Genomic DNA, 19580 nt, shown 5'->3' with positions numbered 1-19580 from the left:
AGCATAATTACCCTCTTTCTAGTTTCATAGCTGAGAATTTATGGCACAAAATAAAGTAACCCTCGATCTTCTTAAACAGTTAGTGAAAAAAGCGGAAGAGAGCCAAGCAGGAGATACAGCTAATTATATTCCTGAGCTGGCTAATGTGAATAAAGACTTAACCGCAGTAGCGATTAATCCGCTTAACGACGCGATGGTTTCATATAGCAATATGCCTTTGCTGCCAATTACGCTACAAAGTACAGGAAAACTTATTCCCCTCATTGGGCTTCTTGAAGAATTCGGGGCAGAACAGCTTTTTGAATGGGTTAAAGTTGAACCGTCTGGAGACGATTTTGCTTCCATTACTCGCCTTGAGCAATTTGGACCTAAACCCTCTAATCCCATGTTAAACGCAGGCGCAATCACGCTTTGCTCGCATATTCCTGGTGTGGGTGAAGCGCAATTTGCCTGGCTAGAGCATTGGGTACAAAAATTATTCAATCAGCGACTTAGCATTAACCCTTTGGTGTTTGCTTCCGAAAAAAGGACAGGGGATCGCAATCGCTCCCTGGCTTACCTACTTCAAAGCCGAAAAAATTTAGGTGCGCCCGTTAATGAAACTCTCGATTTATATTTTGCTTTATGCTCGTATGAGGCCCTGTTAGAACAAATGCTTTACTTGCCTACTTTACTGGCTAATGCAGGTCAAGATCCTGTCAGTGGTGAGCAAATTATCTCAATAGAAACCTGTAAAATTACTCTCGCGATCATGGCTACTTGCGGTTTATATGATGAAACCGGCACCCATATGGTTAAAACCGGAATGCCAGCAAAAAGCGGGGTTTCGGGTTATACTATTGCCGTGGTTCCGCGCAAAGCAGGGATTGTCGTGCTAAGCCCAAGAGTTAACCCTAAAGGAAATAGCATTCGGGGTGAAATCATGTTGGAAGAATTGTCCAAACAGATGGATTGGCATTTTGCGATTCCTTAGAAAAGCTATGGAGAGCCAAAAAAGAAAAGTATATAATTAAATTTGGAGAGTTTAATAAGGTTACATGGCAAAGACCAACCATAAAGACATGATCTCAAGCGCAGAAGTAAGAATCATGCTTTTGGAGCCAAAGAATGATGATTTTCATCAAACTTTGATGCGCATGGAGAAAAGGTTTGATCAAATAGACCGAAAATTTGATCAGATTGACTAGAGCTCGACAATCTCGAAAGAAAATGGATGCTCGATTAACACAGTCGAATCGCGAATAGAAAAGCTAGATTCTCGAATCGATTCCAACTTTAAATGGATTCTCGCTTTTGTTCTTCTCAGCCTTTTAGGGGTTCTTGGCCTAATGGCACGAGGATTTCATTGGTTCTAGGATTTGTCATCAGAGGGTTCCGGGGTTTTTACTGGCTCAGGTTCAGGACTTTCATTAGGATTAGGTTCTAAAGGTTCGGGCAAGGGTGGATCGTTCATGGGAGGTACAGGTATTTCTTCAGGCATTTCTGCACTAGATATTTCCTTAATCATAAAACCTCCTAATTAACCGTACTTTAAAACTATAGTATATTATGCAACCAGACCAAAATACGCTCACAGTCACCCAGCTTAACCGCCAAATTCGCTCATGGTTAGAAATAGAGTTAGGTCAAGTTGCGGTCATCGGAGAAATATCGAACTTATCTAAACCCACTTCTGGTCATTTCTATTTTACATTAAAGGATTCAACCGCCCAATTGCGCTGTGTTTATTTTCGTAATCATCATGATGCAACGAGCAAAAATTTCAAGGATGGCCAACAAGTCATCGCCACAGGGAAATTAAGCCTGTACGAAGCGAGAGGTGAGTATCAGCTTATTGTTCATGCATTGAGTGAAGCGGGTTTAGGCGAGCTGTATCGCCAATTTGAGCAATTAAAAATAAAGCTGCAAACGCAAGGTTTGTTTGATCAATCGCGCAAAAAGAAATTACCTCTTTTTCCCTCAATCATTGGTGTAGTCACTTCCCCCTCTGCGGCTGCCTTAAGGGACATTTTAACCACCTTAAAACGACGATTCCCTTTCGCTGCTGTTAGGATTTATGCCAGTGAAGTTCAAGGCAGAGAAGCGCCTCAACAATTAATAAGAGCGGTTCAAAAAGCAAATCAGGAGAATTTAGCCGATGTCTTAATCCTTGCACGCGGAGGCGGTAGCATTGAAGATTTATGGGCTTTTAATGATGAACAGCTGGCTTTGACCATCAGCAATAGTGTCATTCCAATTGTTACCGGCGTGGGCCATGAGACTGACTTTACCATTGCTGATTTTGTTGCTGATCTAAGAGCACCCACTCCCACCGCAGCAGCCGAAGCCGTAACACCCCACCAGACTGATTTGATAAATACGTTTTTTGCGCTTGAAAAACGCCTGTTAAGGGCAATTCATCAATTCATCGACCATAAGCAACTGGTATTAGCTCATCAAATTGCCAAATTTTTATCCCCTGCCCAACTGATTGCAACCCATTGGCAAACGATTGACTCTCTGGAACAGCAACTTAATCACCGTATGCAGGGTTTCTTGCACCAGCAACATAAGAAATTGCACCTTTTTCAAAGCCGCCTACATGCTAAAAATCCCATGGCGATACTGCAACAATCCAAAGCAAAAGTACAAAGGCTGGAACAACAGCTCTATCAAACCTTGCTCAACAAATTTAATCGGATGAAGCAAAAATTGACGATGCAGATGGCAACCTTGCATGCAGTCAGTCCCTTGGCTACACTGGACAGAGGATATGCTCTAGCCACTTATCGCAATTCAGTTCTTTTTGATAGCCAACAGGTCAATTTGGGTGATGCTATCAACGTGCGATTAGCCAGAGGTAACCTTTTGTGTCAGGTCGTTGAGAAAGAGGCTTTGCTCGAAGCTGAAAATTCCTTACTACAACCGGAAGCGACCATTATTTAATACGCTGTTATGGATCTTTAGGTATGATGCTTGATCAATTAACTGCCAGCTTAGATCAGATCATTAATCAGACTCAAGCTAATTGGCACACGCTCTTGATTATTTTGCTTGTTCCTTGGCTTGTTTTTATTTTGAATGCACTGATGGGTAAGCGCTTACTTTTTCTGGGAATCATCCCTCGCCATATTTTGGGTCTTCCTGGCATCCTATTCGCCCCTTTACTCCACGCAAACTTCAATCATCTTTTTTTTAACTCCATCCCTTTGCTGGTTTTGAGTAATTTTATTTTGGTCAATGGGCTAACGTATTTTTTATGGGTGACAGTGATCATCACCCTACTCAGTGGCGTTTTAATATGGCTTTTTGCAAAACCAGGCATTCATGTTGGCGCCAGTTCTCTCATTACTGGGTATTGGGGATTACTGGTCAGTGATATTGTGCAACAAGGCACATTGACCGCCATTATTCTCGGCATCATTAGTTTGTACTATTTCGCCGGTATTTTCTTTGGTATTTTTCCCAGTAAAAAAGGCGTTTCCTGGGAGGGCCATTTATTTGGATTGCTAGCTGGTTTAGCGACAAGCTATCTTATGAGTTACTTAATGCTGTAACGAAAACGTGTTGATAGGCTTCTTTTATAGTATACTTTTGCGCCTCATTAACGGCGACAAGCAAAGCATGGTATGGCAACTTTGATACTCAAACATCCTCCCATCGATCATCGACAAACTTGGGGACAACTTTACGGCTGTAGTCTTCCCTTGGCCATTGCTGAATTTTGCCAAGAAAAAGCAGGAATAAAGTTATTAATTACCCCTGACAATTTGACTGCAGGGCAACTCTTAGAAGAACTGCGATTTTTCATTGGAGAGACCGATAAGCAAGAATTATTATTTTTTCCTGATTGGGAAACATTGCCTTATGATCAATTTTCACCTCATCAAGACATTATTTCCCAACGTTTATCGACCTTAAGCCGCTTGCAGCAAAGTGCCAATGCAATTGTCATTAGTTCTGTCAGTACCTTAATGCACCGGCTCTGCCCTCCCCAATTTTTACATCACCATGCTTTAGTATTAAAAGAAGGTCAGACTTTAAATTTAGACCATTTTCGCCATCAGCTCACTCAAGCAGGCTATCACAGTGTCAACAAAGTGCTCGAGCACGGTGAATTTGCTATTCGTGGTGCAATTATTGATGTTTATCCTATGGGAAGTTCAATGCCATTCCGCATTGAACTGTTTGACGAAGACATAGAAAGTTTGCGCCAATTTGATACGGAAACACAGCGTACAGTCAGCAAAATTTCTGAAATCCAGGTGCTTCCCGCACGTGAATTTCCATTAAATGAGCAAAGCATCACCTTATTTCGTCGCGCATTCAGAGAGCGATTTTCAGGAAATCCTAGCCAATGTCCTATTTATGAAGCGGTGAGTGATGGGCAATTTCCCTCAGGCATTGAATACTATCTGCCTTTATTTTTTGAAAGCACCGCCACATTTTTTGATTATTTACCTACTGATGCATCAGTCTGTTTAATTGAAGCGATCCCTAAGCAAGCAGAAGATTTTTGGCAAGAATTGTCTGCCCGGTATGAACAGCGGAATTATGATATTTCTCGCCCTATCCTTCCGCCAAATGCTTGCTTTTTAACACCTACCGAATTACTCACTTTAGCTAAGCAATATCAACAATTACGCTGCTACCATCAATCCGTGGAGAAAAAAGGGGCCTTATTTAATTTTAACATCGGCAAAGCCCCACCCCTTCCTATCGAGCGTCAAAGCAATCAACCCCTAAATAAACTTAGCGCTTATTTGCAAGACAAAGAAAACCGCTTCCTGCTGGTCGTGGAAAGTGCTGGTCGACGAGAAGTCTTATTGGATTTACTTCGACAAAGTGAGATAAATCCTAAAATACAAAATTCTTGGCAAGATTTTCTTACCGATTCCGCACCTCTTAATATCCTCACCGGTCCCTTGATTGATGGCGCCGAACTGATTGAGCAGAATGTAACCATTATCGTTGAAGCGCAATTGTTTGGAGAACAAGCAATTCCACAGCGACGAAGTGGCCAAAAAACAGTGGATCCTGACTTAATTATTCGTGATTTGGCAGAACTTAGAATAGGCGCACCAGTAGTTCATTTACAATTTGGGGTCGGCCGCTATCAAGGGCTTAAGACCATTGAAAGTAATGACACTGCGAATGAATTTTTGGTACTGGCTTATGCCGGTGACGATAAAATTTATGTTCCAGTGACTTCGTTGCATTTCATCAGCCGTTACACGGGTATGGACAGTGAACACGCTCCATTGCATAAACTAGGGAGCGACCAATGGCAAAAAGAGAAGAAAAAAGCCGCAGAAAAAATTCATGATGTAGCCATTGAGTTATTGGAAATTTATGCCAAACGGGAAGCGAAACCCGGATTCGCCTATGAGTTCAATGTCGCTGAATATCAACGCTTTGCAAGTGACTTCCCTTTTTCTGAAACCCCCGATCAACTGCGTGCGGTCGAGCAAATTATTGGGGATCTGCAATCCCCGCGTCCAATGGATCGGCTCATCTGTGGTGATGTCGGTTTCGGTAAAACAGAGGTAGCGATGCGCGCTGCCTTTTTGGCCGTGCAAAATGGCAAGCAAGTCTGTGTCTTAGTCCCTACCACTCTTTTGGCTGCTCAACATTTCGAAACGTTTCGTGACCGATTTGCGCAATTCCCAATGAATATTGAATTACTATCACGGTTTCGCAGTGCGAAAGAATCCGAAAAAGTCATTGAATCCTTAAAGAGTGGACAGGTTGATATTGTCATCGGTACTCATAAACTGTTCTCCAAAGACATTGCCTTTAAAAATTTAGGACTACTCATAATTGATGAGGAGCATCGTTTTGGCGTCAAACAAAAGGAACACATCAAAGCGTTACGCACTCATGTGGATATCTTATCGATGACGGCCACCCCTATTCCTCGCACACTGAATATGGCCATGGCTGGAATCCGCGATATTTCATTGATTGCCACGCCGCCAGCAAAGCGTTTAGCCATTAAAACATTTTGGCAAGAAAAAAACGACTCTGTGTTACGAGAAGCCATTTTGCGGGAAATTCTGCGTGGTGGACAAGTGTATTTTCTTCACAATAATGTGCAAACTATTGAACGGGTGTCTCAAGATTTACAAACACTCGTACCCGAAGCCAAAATTCGTAGCGCGCACGGTCAAATGCGTGAAAGAGAATTAGAACGAATCATGTCTGATTTTTATCATCATCGCTTTAATGTCTTAGTTTGCACAACGATCATTGAAACAGGTATTGATATCCCCACAGCAAATACTATTATTATCGATCGCGCGGATAAATTTGGTCTGGCCCAGCTTCATCAACTCCGTGGCCGCGTGGGCCGCTCTCATCATCAAGCCTATGCTTATTTGCTCACACCCAATAAGAAATTACTGACCGCCGATTCAGTCAAACGCCTAGAAGCAATTGTCTCTTTAGAGGATTTAGGTGCCGGTTTTACTTTGGCAACCCATGATTTGGAAATACGGGGCGCTGGTGAATTATTGGGTGAAGATCAAAGCGGTAATATGCAAGCCATAGGGTTTAATTTATTCATGGAAATGCTTGATAAAGCAGTTCATGATTTGAAATCAGGTAAAACACCTGAATTAGCCGCCCCCATTCATCAAGGACCTGAAATAGATCTTCGCCTAAGTGCGATTCTTCCTGAAGATTACATTGCCGATGTGCATACACGTCTCATCATGTATAAACGAATTGCAAACGCAAAAAATAAAGAAGAACTGCGCGATTTACAAATTGAAATGATCGACCGTTTTGGCTTATTGCCACAACCCGCTAAGCATTTACTTCTGGTAACCGAGCTTAAATTACTCGCTACACAATTAGGCATTAATAAAATAAATGCAGCTCAGCAAAATGGAAAAATTGAGTTCAGTGAAAAACCCGAAATTGATCCGGGTATTTTAATTAATCTTATCCAATTACAACCTAAACGTTACCAAATGGAAGGCCCTACTCGTCTACGTTTTAATTTGGATAGCACGACTCATGAAGAGCGTATTCTTGAGATTAAGATGTTGTTGATTAAATTGGCGAATAAAGGGTTAGAGTAACCCGAGACAGAAATAACACGGTCTTGAATTGAAAAATTCAAGACCGTTGCTACTTTTTATCAGTTTTTTGCATGTCTACCTGCGCGATGTTCCCCCAATGGTCAACGCATCAATTTTTAACGTCGGCTGACCCACACCAACAGGCACTGATTGACCGTCTTTACCGCACACGCCTATCCCTTTATCAAGGGACAAATCGTTGCCAATCATGGAAATTTTTTTCATCACTTCAGGGCCGTTGCCAATTAAAGTAGCGCCTTTTACTGGCTTAGTGATTTTACCGTCTTCAATGAGATAAGCTTCACTCGCTGAAAAGACAAACTGGCCAGAGGTAATATCCACTTGTCCACCCCCAAAATTGGCTGCATATAAACCGCGTTTCACTGAACGAATGATTTCTTCAGGAGAATGAGCGCCTGCAAGCATGTAGGTATTCGTCATGCGAGGCATTGGTAAATGAGCATAGGATTCACGTCGGCAGTTACCAGTCGGTTTCATATTCATCAGCTTGGCATTGAGCTTATCTTGCATATAATTAACCAATACACCATCATCAATCAAAGTGGTGCATTGGGAAGGTGTACCCTCATCATCGATGGTGAGAGAGCCCCTTCTGTCTTTTAAAGTACCATCGTCAACCACCGTAACCCCTTTCGCCGCAACTTGCTGACCCAGCCGCCCAGAAAAAGCCGATAATCCTTTGCGATTAAAATCACCTTCTAAACCATGGCCTACTGCTTCGTGCAGCAGCACACCAGGCCATCCGGGTCCCAAAACCACAGGCATTGTTCCTGCAGGAGCTTCTTCAGCTTCCAAATTAACCAAGGCCTCTCGCACCGCTTCGCGCGCATACTCAAGTGCTGTTTCTTTTTCAGTGAAATAGGAATAAGCGACACGTCCACCGCCACCTGAGCGACCTGATTCTCGACGACCATTTTTATCTTCAACAATCACACTGACATTGACACTGACTAATGGCCTGATATCTGCGATCATTTCTCCTTGCATGCCTGCGACAATGACCACTTCATAGCAACCACTTAATGAGGCATTCACTTGAATCACTCGGGGATCAACGCGCCTGGCCTCTCGATCGATCGCTTCGAGCAAAGCAATCTTTTCAGGTTTAGTCATGCCTTCCAGCGGATTTAATGCTTCGTAACGGGTGATGGGAGCACTGGCAATTTGAATGGATTGGCTCTGTTTATGGCTGGTAAAGGCAATTGATTTTGCCGCCTCAGCCGCACGCTGCATGGCAGGAAGTAGAATGTCATCGCAATAAGCATAACCCGTCTTATCACCACTGACTGCGCGAATTCCTACGCCACGATCAAGCGAATAGCTACCGCTCTTAACCTCAGAATCTTCTAAATACCACGATTCATAGCTACTGCATTGAAAATAGAGATCAGCATCATCGATATGCCGGCTCATCATTGAACGAATCAGTTTTTCTAAAGTGGATTCATCCAATGAAGCAGGTTTTAATAATAAATCTTTTGCTAAAGCGAGTGCTTGAGTCATAACTATTACCTTTAAAAAATCACCTGTTCAAGAGCACATGGTGCTCATTACTCGGGAACTGCAGGCGAAGTTGCTGTAAGCGTTGCAAATCGATATCTACTGTGATCATGCCTTCACCCACTTGGTGTTGAGTGATCACTTTTCCCCACGGTTCAATGACCATTGTATGACCATAAGTTTGTCTGCCATTTTCATGCTGTCCACCTTGATTGGAAGCAATCACATACGACAAATTCTCAATGGCACGTGCTCTTAATAGCACTTCCCAATGGGCACTGCCAGTTACTGCAGTGAAAGCGGATGGAACAGTGAAGAGTTCTGCCCCTCTTTGTAATAATTGTTGATACAACTCAGGAAAACGCAAATCGTAACAAACCGTTAAACCAACACGTCCTACCGGCGTATCCACAACCACTAATTCATCCCCTCTTTCAACAGTGAAGGACTCTTGATGCGCTTCTTGCTCGGAAACGCGAACATCAAAGAGATGAATCTTGTCATAGCGGGCAACGCAAAATCCGCTATTATCAAAGACTAAACAACTGGCTCTTACCTTTTTATTTAGACCCTCTAAGGGGATAGTCCCTGCAATAACCCAGAGAGCATACTGTTTGGCTAATTGTCTAATTTTATCTTGAATTTCTCCTTCACCATATTTTTCCGCAATACGCAGTTTATCCGTTTCTTCCATGCCCATGAACGCAAAATTTTCCGGCAGTACCAGTAAATCAGCTTGCTCTTCCTTTGCTTGATTGAAAAAATGTTCGACGCGCTTGAGATTTTGCTTTATCGAGGCAGACGAAACCATTTGCACAGCAGCAACTTTGGGCATAATCAATCCGTAAAAACCATTACTTTTTTCATTATCAGTGATTCACTTGCAATCTTTCAACCTCTCTAGAAACAATTATAGCCCTCTTGCGAGGATGAAAGCATCATTATAAACTTGAAAAGCCAACAAATCGCCCACAGATATGCTAAACTGAACATAACCAATCTGGAGTTATCGCATGAACAGAAATGACGTCACCCTCTTAAACCAACGAAGTGAGTCGGTGCTTGCCACCAATAAGGTACTCAGAAATACCTATTTACTCCTTAGTATGACTTTTATATTCAGCGCTCTCGCTGCTTACGCTTCCTTTGCCTTAGCAGTTAGACCTCTAAATCCATTGATTATGATTGTGGGTGTCTACGGTTTGATGTTTTTGACTCAGGCGCTAAGAAATAGTCCACTTGGTCTTTTGAGCGTTTTCGCCTTTACTGGCTTTCTAGGCTACACGCTGGGTCCTATCCTTAATCTTTATGTAGCCAATTTCTCCAATGGACCACAGCTTATCGGTGCTGCTTTTGGGGGCACTGGTATCATTTTCTTCGGTCTTTCTGGTTATGCTTTAACAACACGTAAGGATTTCAGCTACTTAGGTGGATTCCTCTTCGTGGGTGTTATGGTTGCAATGCTCGCGATGATTGCCGGTATTTTCTTCCACATGCCTGCGTTGCAGCTTGCTATTTCTGGCGCTTTTGTCCTGATTTCATCTGGACTCATTCTGTTCCAAACCAGTGAAATCATTCACGGTGGAGAAACTAATTACATTTCAGCGACAGTAGCATTATTTGTTTCTATTTATAATCTCTTCGTCAGTCTGCTTAATTTGCTCAGTGCCTTTTCAGGCCGTGATTAAACCTCTCCTCAACCTAAATCCCGGTGAAGTTGCCGGGATTTTTTTATCTTCAATTAGTGCTAATTTTCGACAGCAACAACTCAATTTGTTATTATGCCTCCAATTTAAAAAATGAGAGGTATTTATGTCTTTTTCTCTTGAAAGCATTCTTGAATTCAGTCGAAGCGTGGAGAGCCAATGTGGCCGGCAAGGAGTACCCGCAAAATTTTTTAAAAAAAATTGGATAGAAAATGCAGAGTGGGTGGTTACGTGTCAATCGAACCTGAGGAAAGAACCAAGCCAAAAGAATTTGGAGTGCTACGCTCAAGCCATTCATCTTGCTGCCCAATTTTTAAAGTCACAAGAGCAAGCCTCAACAACAGAATTAGGATTCCTTAGTCAGCATTTATTTACATTAGACTCAGAAGCAAGAGTATTGCTGCCAAATGCAGTCCTTAATTTTCCTAAGCCTGTTGATGAAACGAAAGAAACACTCATTACGCAACAATTTGAACAGCTGAAAACACTTTTTCTTTCAGGAGTTGACAGTTCGATTGGTCAAATTGAGGAAGAGTATAGGCCAACACCAGCCGTTCAGGTTTTTTTAAACAGTGATGAGTTTACTGCCTTAAAAAAATACCGGGATACTGTTCTAAAAAACGATAAACGTGATCATACTTTTTTCGGGATCGACTTCGCATTAACTATGAAATATAAAGCTTTGGATCTGCTTATTAATGCTTTTGAACAACAAAAAACACTGGAAGGCATCGATAACGTGATGAAAACATTTTATAACACGAAGAATAAGAGCACACGGGAAGCAAAATCCATTTATGATTACCTTAATACCGGACAAAATCTTTTTACCTGGTTTTTTGGCCTATTTGTAAAAACAACAACCGTTACCTTAATTGATTCATTAAAAGAGTTTATGGAAGAAAATTTTCAGGACAAGGTGGAGCGTGAATTGGAGCATCCTTGTTATTAATAAGAGTCTCTTCTCACCCACCCCTTGTCGGTGGGTGAAACTCCACCTTCTTTTTATTAATCATCATATTCTCTAATAACAAGGCATCAAAGTAATGCTGCCTCTGTCCATTAAGCGTTAAATAAAGCACGCTGTTGTAAATTGCATTAAATGTTTTAATACTTACAAACCAACAAATGAGTAGAAATAAAGTAAGAGGGGCATTAATCGTTAAGTGAAGGGTATATTGGGAATGCAGAAAGAATGAGGCAAAGAGATAAGCTAGCCCACCTAAAGCAGCAAGTACCAAAAAAACCATTAAATTAAGTGAACCGATGTTGCGCCACCCCTTCCCAGCCAGTTGCGTAGCCCGCTTAAAAGCAGTAAAAAATTTAACATTCCCATCAAGCATAGTCGGCAGTAAAAAACAGCTGGTGGTTGTCCAAGAAAAACCAAAAAGCATTGCAATCAACTTCCCAATCGCATCACTCAGCCGCTCCAAAGCACTCAACAACACACTCAATGTCGCGCTGATCAGTGTCCATTGAAGCAACGCCCGGCTGTTTTTGAATGCTCTCAATAATCCTGTAAAAACAGAGAGCTTTCTTTCCTGTAAGCGACTAAGGACACAGGTAATAAACGCGGCATTAAAAAAAACAGCGACAAAAGCTAATAAAAAATAAATTATGACTAAGCCAACAATAAAGATAAACTGAGTGATCTGATAGTAAATTGACACTTTTATGTAAGAGAACAGCAGAATAACTAGAGCAATTATACTGAGTACTGGTAAAATAATAAGATCAACGTTTTTTTTTAGAAATCTTAAGCTAGTTCTAAAACAATAACGGGAATTTTGGAAGCTTTGAATCAACTGCATCATGATACCTTTGCAAGAAGCGATAATAGTTGATGGAGTGCCGAACATCTTACCTAAGTTCTTGTGTAGTTTGTAGAGTGACTTTAAGCACATTAAGGGATTTGTCATTCCCCGAAAGCGGGAAGACAGTGTTATGCATTGAGGAAAAAGAATGAATCAAAAAGTTTTTGTTAATCGCATACTAAACATGAAAAAAATTAAATTTATCGGTTTAGATATGGATCACACCCTTATTCGCTACAATTCTAAAAATTTTGAAGCTTTAGTCTACAAACTTGTCGTTGAGCAACTCATCGCGAAAAAAAATTATCCACAAGAAATTAAAAAATTTGAATTTAATTTTGATGAGGCTATTCGTGGACTGATTATCGATAGCAAGAATGGAAATATTTTAAAACTGAGCCGCTATGGCGCCATTCGCCACAGTTATCACGGAACGCGATTAATTAACTTTGCAGAGCAAAAAAGAATCTATCGTAGTACTTATGTTGATTTAAATGATCCGAATTATTTCGCTATTGATACTGCTTTTTCCATCGCTTTTTGTGTCCTTTATAGCCAGCTGGTTGATCTTAAAGACGAGTATCCTAACGAGTTACCTCCCTATGCATCCATTGCGTTAGATGTCTTAAATACCGTTGATAAAATTCATTCTGACGGCAGCTTAAAAGGTTGCATAAGTCAAAATTTAGGGGACTATGTTTTAAAAGAAAAAGAGGTTGTTCAGGGATTACAGCGCTACATTAGATTAGGTAAGAAAATTTTTATTCTCACTAATTCTGAATTTTTTTACACTAAAGCCCTTTTAGACCATGCTATTGATCCCTTTTTAGAAGAAGGTAAAACCTGGAGAGACCTGTTTGAATACGTTATCACTTTAGCGAATAAACCCCGGTTTTTTTACGATAATCTTCGATTTTTATCCATTAATCCCGAAAATGGCACAATGACCAATACTCAGGGTAAAATTTATCCAGGCGTATACCAAGGAGGGTGTGCGCGCAAATTTGCTGAGGATTTAGGTGTCAATGGCGATGAAATTTTATACATTGGTGACCATATTTACGGGGATATTGTCAGATTGAAAAAAGATTGTAATTGGCGCACTGCATTGGTTGTTGAGGAACTTGGGCAAGAAATCTGTTCGCAAAAAAATGCCCAACCTGTGGAGAAGAAGATTGTTGCCGCAATGGAGATTAAAAAGCATCTGGAGGAAATGTACATTGCCCTTCATACGCAAGACATTGAAGAACATTCGCAAACGCATGCCCATGAAGTCAGTGAATTACAGAAGCAAATCACTGACATTGACATGGAAATATCCAAACTCTTACAAGAAGAGCAGACTTTCTATAATCCCAAATGGGGCCGCATTTTTCGTGCGGGTGCGGAAGAAAGCTACTTTGCCCATCAAGTGGATCGTTTTGCTTGTGTCTACATGGAAAAACTTGCAGACTTGCTTGAGCAATCTCCACTTACTTATTTTCGTGCGCATAGGCGCTTATTAGCTCATGACATTGCACTTCACTCTTGAATTTTGAAGCCAGAGACTCCTTGAGTGCAGACAAAACCATAACCGAAAAACTGTGGATTAAAAAACTTTCGCCCTGTCATTGGAAACGGAGCTGTCCGCCTCTTTCCCAAGTTTCTCAAATTGCTTATAAGTACGCATGCTAATCGAAAACATGCCATAAGAAGAAGCATTATAATTATACCAGCTGGGTTTTATCACCTGAGGTATCCCTACTTCACGATCCGCTGCTCGACACAGTGATAAGTAATCTGATGCGCTGAGCTTTTTATTTCCTTTGGTAAACGTCACCAGCAGATCGGTATTAATCTTCCCAGGCGATAATTCCGATCGAATGGCGCTAAATTCGAAGTTAATATCGATATGCAAATGCGATTTGAAAAAAACCGCTATTTTTTTACGCACCTCTTCATCACCGAAAACAGTCAATAATGTGTTATTTTCTGTCGAGCTCATTGCCGAAAATTTACCGCCTGGCTTAAGTAAAATGGCTGCATACATTAGGCTATGCAAAGGATTACTTGCATAAGTTGCCGGTCCGAAAGTATCAAAAACTTTATCCACGGCACCTTGTTTTTCCTTCAAAAACTCAATAACCGCCTCATCATGAGGTAGTTTTCCTTTAACAATACTAATATTGGCATAATGGCAAGCACGATGACTGATTTCATTGGGCGAGGCACTAATTCCCACTAAGTCGCACTCTTTTTTAAGTTCTGCAGCCAAATCAATTAAAAATTGACCTTTGCCCATGCCTAAATCCACAATGACAGGTTTTGGCGGTAATTCAGAAAGAATATCAAGTTGATTGGTTTTCGCTTCATCTCCTAAGCTTTCTTCGGTATTCAGTGCATGTAATGTAGCAATTTTAGCTTTACCGCGACTATTAGGCCATGGTCGTTTATTGAATACTTCATCCGCCGCTTTCGCTTGCTCAGCCATTCTAATTTTTGCTACCCCTCTGTCGATTATTGCCTGAGCATCAGTGAGTAATTTCTTTCTGTACCGCTCTAAGTTCTCTTTGAAATTAGTATCTTTTTTAAAAAAATTGATTTTGATGCTGGAAAAATCATTTCCGTCTGATTTCAGATACTTGCTTTTCATCGTTTATCCCCTCTTCTTTGCTAAAAGTCAGAGGGGATCTTAGTGATCTATAACTAGCCAAACCATGTCGTAATTCGGACATTATGATAAAAAAATGACTATAAAGGTGTTTATTTAAACCCTATCTGTATTTATTTTGTACTTTTTGTATGTTATTATATCGACATTTAGAATACAATCGTTTGTTGAGGTACTATGAAAAAACGGCATAAAGTCTCTGAAAACCCAAGTTTGGCGAGTCATCACGTCCTTAAAGAGGTTTGCACACCTTTGAAAACGCTGGGCGTCCATTTTTTTGGCTATACCGCAGTAGACATAGAGGGTAATGCATTCTGTCTGGGTTCTAAACCCGATTACGCTGCAGAATACCTTCGCCGTAATCATGCTCGTAATGATGTCCATTGCCATTCTGAAAGTACTCAAAAACAATTCCATTATGACTTCTGGGATTACCTGGAAATGACTAAAAACAATCAAGAACTTTATCAAATGGCCGCCGCTTTTAATCAAGGTCATACTTTAACTATTACTAAACATGATGCCGATATGACCCATTGTTACCACTTTAGCGGACAATTAACTGATTCTCGAATTAATCAGCGTTACCTTGAAAAGCTGGACTCTCTGCATGCGTTTATTTATTACTTTAATGATTGCATGAAAACTATTCCGGAGCTCGCTGCAGTGTATCAACTTCCGGTTAATATCGATCGAACCGCAAAGCAACAGAAAAAAATTAACCTTGTTCATGATGATCCTCGAGAGATGGATTTAGAAACAGAAGCTAAAACCAGATTACATTTTAAACATGGATCCCGTTATTACCTAAATTCTAAAGAACGTGAGTGCCTGCAATGGCTTCGCTTAGGGAAGTCTGCTGCCCTTATTGCAGAAATTAATAAGGTTTCGCGTAAAACCATAGAGCGCTACGTTGAGTCAATTAAAACAAAGTACAATTGCTATTCCATGATTCAGCTTGGGGAAAAAATAGCAGCAAGTGGATTAACTACTTTCCTCGATCTTCAAAATTCGAGAGCCGCCACTAAATAAAGCAAAGAGAGAGTCCTGGCTCATAATCAAGATTCTGTATTGATCACCTTTTTGCTTACACCCGCTCCCACGGCTTGACCACAAGATCGAGTGCTTTAGCACAGAGCTCGCGAATCCGCGGACAAGCCGCGGTTCGTCAGACTGCTGAGCTGGACTGGATTTTTTAGAGAAGTTACGATCGAGGCCTGGATGTATTTTTAGACCTACGGTTTTTCACTTTGCTGCCAACTTGCCCTAGTGCGAAATAGCGCGGGGAGATCTTCAACTGTTTTGTTAGCGGGTTTATTTAAAGTAAACACTTCACGCGGTTTTTGGAAATAAATTCCTAAGGGAACAGGGAATTGCGGAAAACTGAGGCGAGCTAAGCGCATTGCAGCAATAAAATTAGTCGAATCATGTCGGTAATTGATATTCTCATTATTGGGCACTTGCTCTAATGATTCCTCTTGCAAACTCAGCGCCCATTCTTTTCCGGCGCCAAACACCAAAGGCTCTCCTTCTTCTAGCACAATTGTCTTAGCTGCACGGTTGGTTTTTACAGCAAAAGCATCAAAAGCACCATGATTAAAGATGTTACAATCCTGGTAAATTTCCACAAAAGAGCACCCCTGATGTTCGTATGCTTTCTTAAGCATTAATCCTAAATGCACAGGATCTTTATCCACAGCGCGAGCCACGAAACTTGCACCGGAGGCCAACGCAATCATTAAAGGATTGATAGGCTCATTCGTTACTCCCTGAGGAGAGGTTTTGGTGACTTGCCCTTTTTGAGATGTCGGGGAAAATTGTCCTTTTGTTAAACCGTACACTTGGTTGTTGAAAAGTAAAATCTTGACGTTCACATTACGTCTTAAGCAGTGAATAAGGTGATTGCCGCCGATACTTAACGCATCACCATCGCCGGTGATTAACCAGACCGTAAGATCGTCTCGCATGGCTTTCAGCCCAGTAGCTACTGCTGGGGCTCTACCGTGAATCGTATGGAAACCATAAGTATTCATGTAATAAGGCAATCGACCTGCACAACCAATTCCCGATACAAAAACATGCTTTTCGGGTGGTAGCCCTAATTCAGGTAATAAACGTTGCAAGGCCGCTAAAATAGCATAATCCCCACATCCCGGGCACCATCTGACCTCCGTTGCATTTGTGAAATCTTCGCGCTTATAGCTGTGATTGTTCATAGTTAATTTCCATTTTTACGGCTTTAACCAGTTGACTTACAGTAAATGTCTGCCCATTGCATTGACTGATTGACTTAGCATCAACCAAATATTCAGCGCGCAATAGTTGACATAGTTGGCCAGAATTCAATTCAGCAACCAAAATTTTATCAAACCTAGCAAAGACCTTATCCAATCCATCAGGCAAAGGGTTTAAATGACGTAGATGAAGTAAAGCAAGGGGTAAACCTTCAATATGACATTCATTAATAGCGGATTTTAAGCTACCATAAGTAGACCCCCAGCCTACTAATAAAATGTTTGCGCTCGCATCCCCTTCAATGACTAAATCAGGGTATTCACGAGAAATTCCTGCGATTTTTGCGGCGCGTAAATTAACCATTTTTTGATGATTTTCCGCATCATAGCTCACACGCCCTTCGTCCCCTTGTTTTTCCAAACCACCTATTTGATGAATGAAGCCTGGCGTGCCTGGAATATTCCAGCTGCGCGCTAAAACGTCATCGCGTTGATAAGGTTTCAGGAAACGATTAAAATCGATTTTAGGGGTTTTGATGGATTCCAGAGCGGGGATTTTCCAAGGCTCAGCCGCATTTGCCAGATACGCATCAAGCAAAACGATGACAGGAGTCATGTATTTTGTGGCTATCGAGAAAGCCTCAATAAGTGTATCAAAACAATCAGATGAAGATTTGGCTGCTAATACGGGTAATGGCGCTTCGCCATGACGACCATAAAGTGCTTGACGCAAATCGCTTTGTCCTGTTTTGGTAGGTAAGCCCGTGGAAGCGCCTGCACGCTGAACATCGATAAGCACGAGAGGAAGTTCTGCCATGACAGCGAGCCCTAAACTTTCACTTTTTAAATCGAGTCCTGGTCCTGAAGTACAACTGAGCGCTAAACACCCTCCGTAAGCCGCACCAATACAAGCACATAAGGCAGCAATCTCATCTTCAGCTTGCAATAAATGGACGCCATAATCCGCTAATCTGACACATTCATGCAAAATAGCCGAGGCTGGAGTAATGGGATAACCAGAGACGAATACTGGGATTTTCGTGCTCACTGCTAAAGTCGCTAACGCGAGGCCAACAGCTTCAACGCCGGTTATCTGCCTATAGTCCCCGCTATCGCGACTTACTTGACCGAGCATGAATTGACGACGGCTCAACTCCAACGTCATCGCGTAGTTATATCCTGCCAAAAGCGTTAATTCGTTCGCTTTAGCGATTAAGGATTGATTTTTGAATTTTTTGGCGATAAATGCCAGACAATTTTCGGTAGGTAAATCGAAAAGCCAAAGCACCAAGCCTAACACATAAAAGTTTTTTGCTTTTTTTGCCTGCGCATGGGTAATTTCCAGCGCTTCAACCGCTTGTAACGTTTGAGTAATTAACGGAAGTGACACTAAATGATAATGCTCTACCGCTTTGTCGAGAAAATCACGCGTTAATCCCGCTTTTTGCCAATCCTTGTCGGTGAAACTGTCTTCATTAATAATTAATAACCCACCTGGACATAAATACTCCAGAGAAGTCTTTAACGCTGCGGGATTTAATGCCACCAAAACATCCAATGTTTCCCCCGCAGTGAAAATGGCTTGTTCGGCCATTGCCAACTGAAACCCCGAAACACCAGCCACAGTTCCGGCAGGAGCCCTAATTTCGGCAGGGAAATCGGGTAGAGTGCGCACATCCCGCCCGCTAAGAGCAGCCGTAATGGTCAATTGCTCCCCTACCAGTTGCACCCCATCCCCGGAATCACCGGTCAAACGGATAACAATCGAGTCAGTGTTTGCCATAATGTCTTGCTTCCAGCATAAGTTGACGCATATCCCTCACTGCGTTTTTTAAACCACAAAATAAAGCACGCGCAATGATTGCATGGCCAATGTTGAGTTCATGAAATTCATTTATTGCCGCAATGGGTTTGACATTGTGATAATTTAAACCATGTCCAGCATTCACAATAAGATTAAGACTTGCTGCGTATTCGGCTGCTTCTTTGATTCGCTGCAACTCCCGCTCTTGCTCAAGCGCATTGGAGGCATCTGCATAACAACCCGTGTGTATTTCAATGACAGGCGCACCGACCTCAACGGCTGCCTCGATTTGCTTTTTATCAGGATCAATAAACAAAGACACTTCGCTGCCCATTTGCTTTAAACGCTTTGTGGCATTGGCCACCGCATGATAGTGGCTGATTACGTCTAAGCCCCCTTCGGTGGTTAATTCTTCGCGCTTTTCGGGTACTAAACAGGCATGTTCAGGTTTAATCTCTTCAGCGAAATCGAGCATGGCTTCAGTAACTGCCATTTCTAAGTTCATACGAGTTTGCAGCACCGCCTTAATCAGTCTAACGTCACGTGCTTGAATATGACGCAAATCTTCTCGCATGTGCAGAGTGATTCCATCGGCTCCGGCTTCTTCTGCATCCATCGCCGCTTGCACTGGATCAGGGTAGCGCGTACCTCGAGCCTGACGAATTGTTGCAACATGATCAATATTAACACCAAGTAAAATTTCTTTAGACATCATTCCACCATTTGTTAAACCATTGTTGCAAATTATGACGCGATTACGGGACAAAAATCAAAAAGTCTTTCTGCA

At 41.7% G+C, this 19580-nt stretch carries 16 protein-coding genes; 8 read left to right on the top strand and 8 right to left on the bottom strand.

Translation table 11 applies throughout. The annotated features are described in order from the left end of the window. Positions 1-40: 40 nt before the first annotated feature. The gene (gene glsA / locus B5D33_RS11785) at positions 41-973 is read left to right on the top strand and encodes a glutaminase A (RefSeq protein WP_058453171.1); all 933 of its coding nucleotides are present in this window, start codon (positions 41-43) and stop codon (positions 971-973) included. Positions 974-1351: 378 nt separating this feature from the next. Here glsA and B5D33_RS16645 read toward each other — a convergent pair whose 3' ends face one another. Further along, positions 1352-1507, bottom strand: coding sequence for a hypothetical protein (locus tag B5D33_RS16645; RefSeq protein ID WP_156415022.1), 156 nt, complete (start codon positions 1505-1507; stop codon positions 1352-1354). A 41-nt stretch (positions 1508-1548) separates the two neighbouring features. Between B5D33_RS16645 and xseA the strand changes: the two genes are divergently transcribed. The 3 genes from xseA (at position 1549) to mfd (ending at position 7064) form a co-directional block, all read left to right on the top strand. Further along, positions 1549-2925: an exodeoxyribonuclease VII large subunit gene (gene xseA / locus B5D33_RS11780; protein WP_058453170.1), complete on the top strand. Its 1377-nt coding sequence runs from the start codon at positions 1549-1551 to the stop codon at positions 2923-2925. Between the two features lie 26 nt (positions 2926-2951). Further along, positions 2952-3536 carry a rhomboid family intramembrane serine protease gene (locus tag B5D33_RS11775; RefSeq protein ID WP_058453180.1) on the top strand — a complete coding sequence of 195 codons (585 nt, stop codon included), beginning with the start codon at positions 2952-2954 and terminating at the stop codon, positions 3534-3536. A 72-nt stretch (positions 3537-3608) separates the two neighbouring features. Next, positions 3609-7064, top strand: coding sequence for a transcription-repair coupling factor (gene mfd / locus B5D33_RS11770; RefSeq protein WP_058453169.1), 3456 nt, complete (start codon positions 3609-3611; stop codon positions 7062-7064). A 75-nt stretch (positions 7065-7139) separates the two neighbouring features. Here mfd and tldD read toward each other — a convergent pair whose 3' ends face one another. Then, entirely contained in the window at positions 7140-8588 is a 1449-nt protein-coding gene (gene tldD / locus B5D33_RS11765; RefSeq protein ID WP_058453168.1) for a metalloprotease TldD, read from the bottom strand. A 19-nt stretch (positions 8589-8607) separates the two neighbouring features. After that, positions 8608-9420 carry a carbon-nitrogen hydrolase family protein gene (locus B5D33_RS11760; RefSeq protein ID WP_058453167.1) on the bottom strand — a complete coding sequence of 271 codons (813 nt, stop codon included), beginning with the start codon at positions 9418-9420 and terminating at the stop codon, positions 8608-8610. A gap of 178 nt (positions 9421-9598) precedes the next feature. Between B5D33_RS11760 and B5D33_RS11755 the strand changes: the two genes are divergently transcribed. After that, positions 9599-10273 (top strand): Bax inhibitor-1/YccA family protein, encoded by a 675-nt coding sequence (locus B5D33_RS11755; RefSeq protein ID WP_058453166.1) that lies wholly within the window; start codon positions 9599-9601, stop codon positions 10271-10273. A gap of 124 nt (positions 10274-10397) precedes the next feature. Beyond that, on the top strand, positions 10398-11243 hold the full coding sequence (locus B5D33_RS11750; RefSeq protein WP_058453165.1) for a hypothetical protein: 846 nt from the start codon (positions 10398-10400) through the stop codon (positions 11241-11243). 13 nt (positions 11244-11256) lie between these two features. Here the strand turns inward: B5D33_RS11750 and B5D33_RS11745 are convergent, their stop codons facing one another. Beyond that, positions 11257-12105 carry a DUF6159 family protein gene (locus B5D33_RS11745; protein WP_133140999.1) on the bottom strand — a complete coding sequence of 283 codons (849 nt, stop codon included), beginning with the start codon at positions 12103-12105 and terminating at the stop codon, positions 11257-11259. A gap of 148 nt (positions 12106-12253) precedes the next feature. Between B5D33_RS11745 and B5D33_RS11740 the strand changes: the two genes are divergently transcribed. Continuing rightward, positions 12254-13636 carry an HAD-IG family 5'-nucleotidase gene (locus tag B5D33_RS11740; RefSeq protein WP_058453163.1) on the top strand — a complete coding sequence of 461 codons (1383 nt, stop codon included), beginning with the start codon at positions 12254-12256 and terminating at the stop codon, positions 13634-13636. A 57-nt stretch (positions 13637-13693) separates the two neighbouring features. Here the strand turns inward: B5D33_RS11740 and B5D33_RS11735 are convergent, their stop codons facing one another. Then, positions 13694-14737: a methyltransferase domain-containing protein gene (locus tag B5D33_RS11735; protein WP_058453162.1), complete on the bottom strand. Its 1044-nt coding sequence runs from the start codon at positions 14735-14737 to the stop codon at positions 13694-13696. 195 nt (positions 14738-14932) lie between these two features. Between B5D33_RS11735 and B5D33_RS11730 the strand changes: the two genes are divergently transcribed. Next, complete coding sequence (locus B5D33_RS11730) at positions 14933-15787, top strand: helix-turn-helix transcriptional regulator (RefSeq protein ID WP_058453161.1); 855 nt, start codon at positions 14933-14935, stop codon at positions 15785-15787. 203 nt (positions 15788-15990) lie between these two features. Here the strand turns inward: B5D33_RS11730 and B5D33_RS11725 are convergent, their stop codons facing one another. The 3 genes from B5D33_RS11725 to pdxJ are packed head-to-tail and all read right to left on the bottom strand — an operon-like array spanning position 15991 to position 19505. Beyond that, a complete protein-coding gene (locus tag B5D33_RS11725) occupies positions 15991-16971 on the bottom strand; it encodes a 2-oxoacid:ferredoxin oxidoreductase subunit beta (RefSeq protein ID WP_058453160.1) in 981 nt (326 codons plus the stop codon). After that, positions 16952-18772, bottom strand: coding sequence for a 2-oxoacid:acceptor oxidoreductase subunit alpha (locus B5D33_RS11720; protein WP_058453159.1), 1821 nt, complete (start codon positions 18770-18772; stop codon positions 16952-16954). Before B5D33_RS11720 ends, B5D33_RS11725 begins: the two co-directional genes overlap by 20 nt. Continuing rightward, positions 18759-19505, bottom strand: a complete 747-nt coding sequence (pdxJ, locus tag B5D33_RS11715) for a pyridoxine 5'-phosphate synthase (RefSeq protein ID WP_058453158.1) — start codon at positions 19503-19505, stop codon at positions 18759-18761. Before pdxJ ends, B5D33_RS11720 begins: the two co-directional genes overlap by 14 nt. Positions 19506-19580 lie beyond the last annotated feature (75 nt).

The sequence above is a fragment of the Legionella maceachernii genome (genome assembly GCF_900167045.1).
Classification (GTDB): Bacteria; Pseudomonadota; Gammaproteobacteria; order Legionellales; family Legionellaceae; genus Tatlockia; species Tatlockia maceachernii.
Note: the sequence above shows the minus strand (reverse complement) of the source record. Positions and strands in the feature narration are given on the sequence as shown.

Coding starts and splice junctions, on each gene's coding strand:
- glsA (WP_058453171.1), top strand. CDS start 41: ATGGCACAAAATAAAGTAACCCTCGATCTTCTTAAACAGTTAGTGAAA.
- B5D33_RS16645 (WP_156415022.1), bottom strand. CDS start 1,507: ATGATTAAGGAAATATCTAGTGCAGAAATGCCTGAAGAAATACCTGTA.
- xseA (WP_058453170.1), top strand. CDS start 1,549: ATGCAACCAGACCAAAATACGCTCACAGTCACCCAGCTTAACCGCCAA.
- B5D33_RS11775 (WP_058453180.1), top strand. CDS start 2,952: ATGCTTGATCAATTAACTGCCAGCTTAGATCAGATCATTAATCAGACT.
- mfd (WP_058453169.1), top strand. CDS start 3,609: ATGGCAACTTTGATACTCAAACATCCTCCCATCGATCATCGACAAACT.
- tldD (WP_058453168.1), bottom strand. CDS start 8,588: ATGACTCAAGCACTCGCTTTAGCAAAAGATTTATTATTAAAACCTGCT.
- B5D33_RS11760 (WP_058453167.1), bottom strand. CDS start 9,420: ATGCCCAAAGTTGCTGCTGTGCAAATGGTTTCGTCTGCCTCGATAAAG.
- B5D33_RS11755 (WP_058453166.1), top strand. CDS start 9,599: ATGAACAGAAATGACGTCACCCTCTTAAACCAACGAAGTGAGTCGGTG.
- B5D33_RS11750 (WP_058453165.1), top strand. CDS start 10,398: ATGTCTTTTTCTCTTGAAAGCATTCTTGAATTCAGTCGAAGCGTGGAG.
- B5D33_RS11745 (WP_133140999.1), bottom strand. CDS start 12,105: ATGATGCAGTTGATTCAAAGCTTCCAAAATTCCCGTTATTGTTTTAGA.
- B5D33_RS11740 (WP_058453163.1), top strand. CDS start 12,254: ATGAATCAAAAAGTTTTTGTTAATCGCATACTAAACATGAAAAAAATT.
- B5D33_RS11735 (WP_058453162.1), bottom strand. CDS start 14,737: ATGAAAAGCAAGTATCTGAAATCAGACGGAAATGATTTTTCCAGCATC.
- B5D33_RS11730 (WP_058453161.1), top strand. CDS start 14,933: ATGAAAAAACGGCATAAAGTCTCTGAAAACCCAAGTTTGGCGAGTCAT.
- B5D33_RS11725 (WP_058453160.1), bottom strand. CDS start 16,971: ATGAACAATCACAGCTATAAGCGCGAAGATTTCACAAATGCAACGGAG.
- B5D33_RS11720 (WP_058453159.1), bottom strand. CDS start 18,772: ATGGCAAACACTGACTCGATTGTTATCCGTTTGACCGGTGATTCCGGG.
- pdxJ (WP_058453158.1), bottom strand. CDS start 19,505: ATGTCTAAAGAAATTTTACTTGGTGTTAATATTGATCATGTTGCAACA.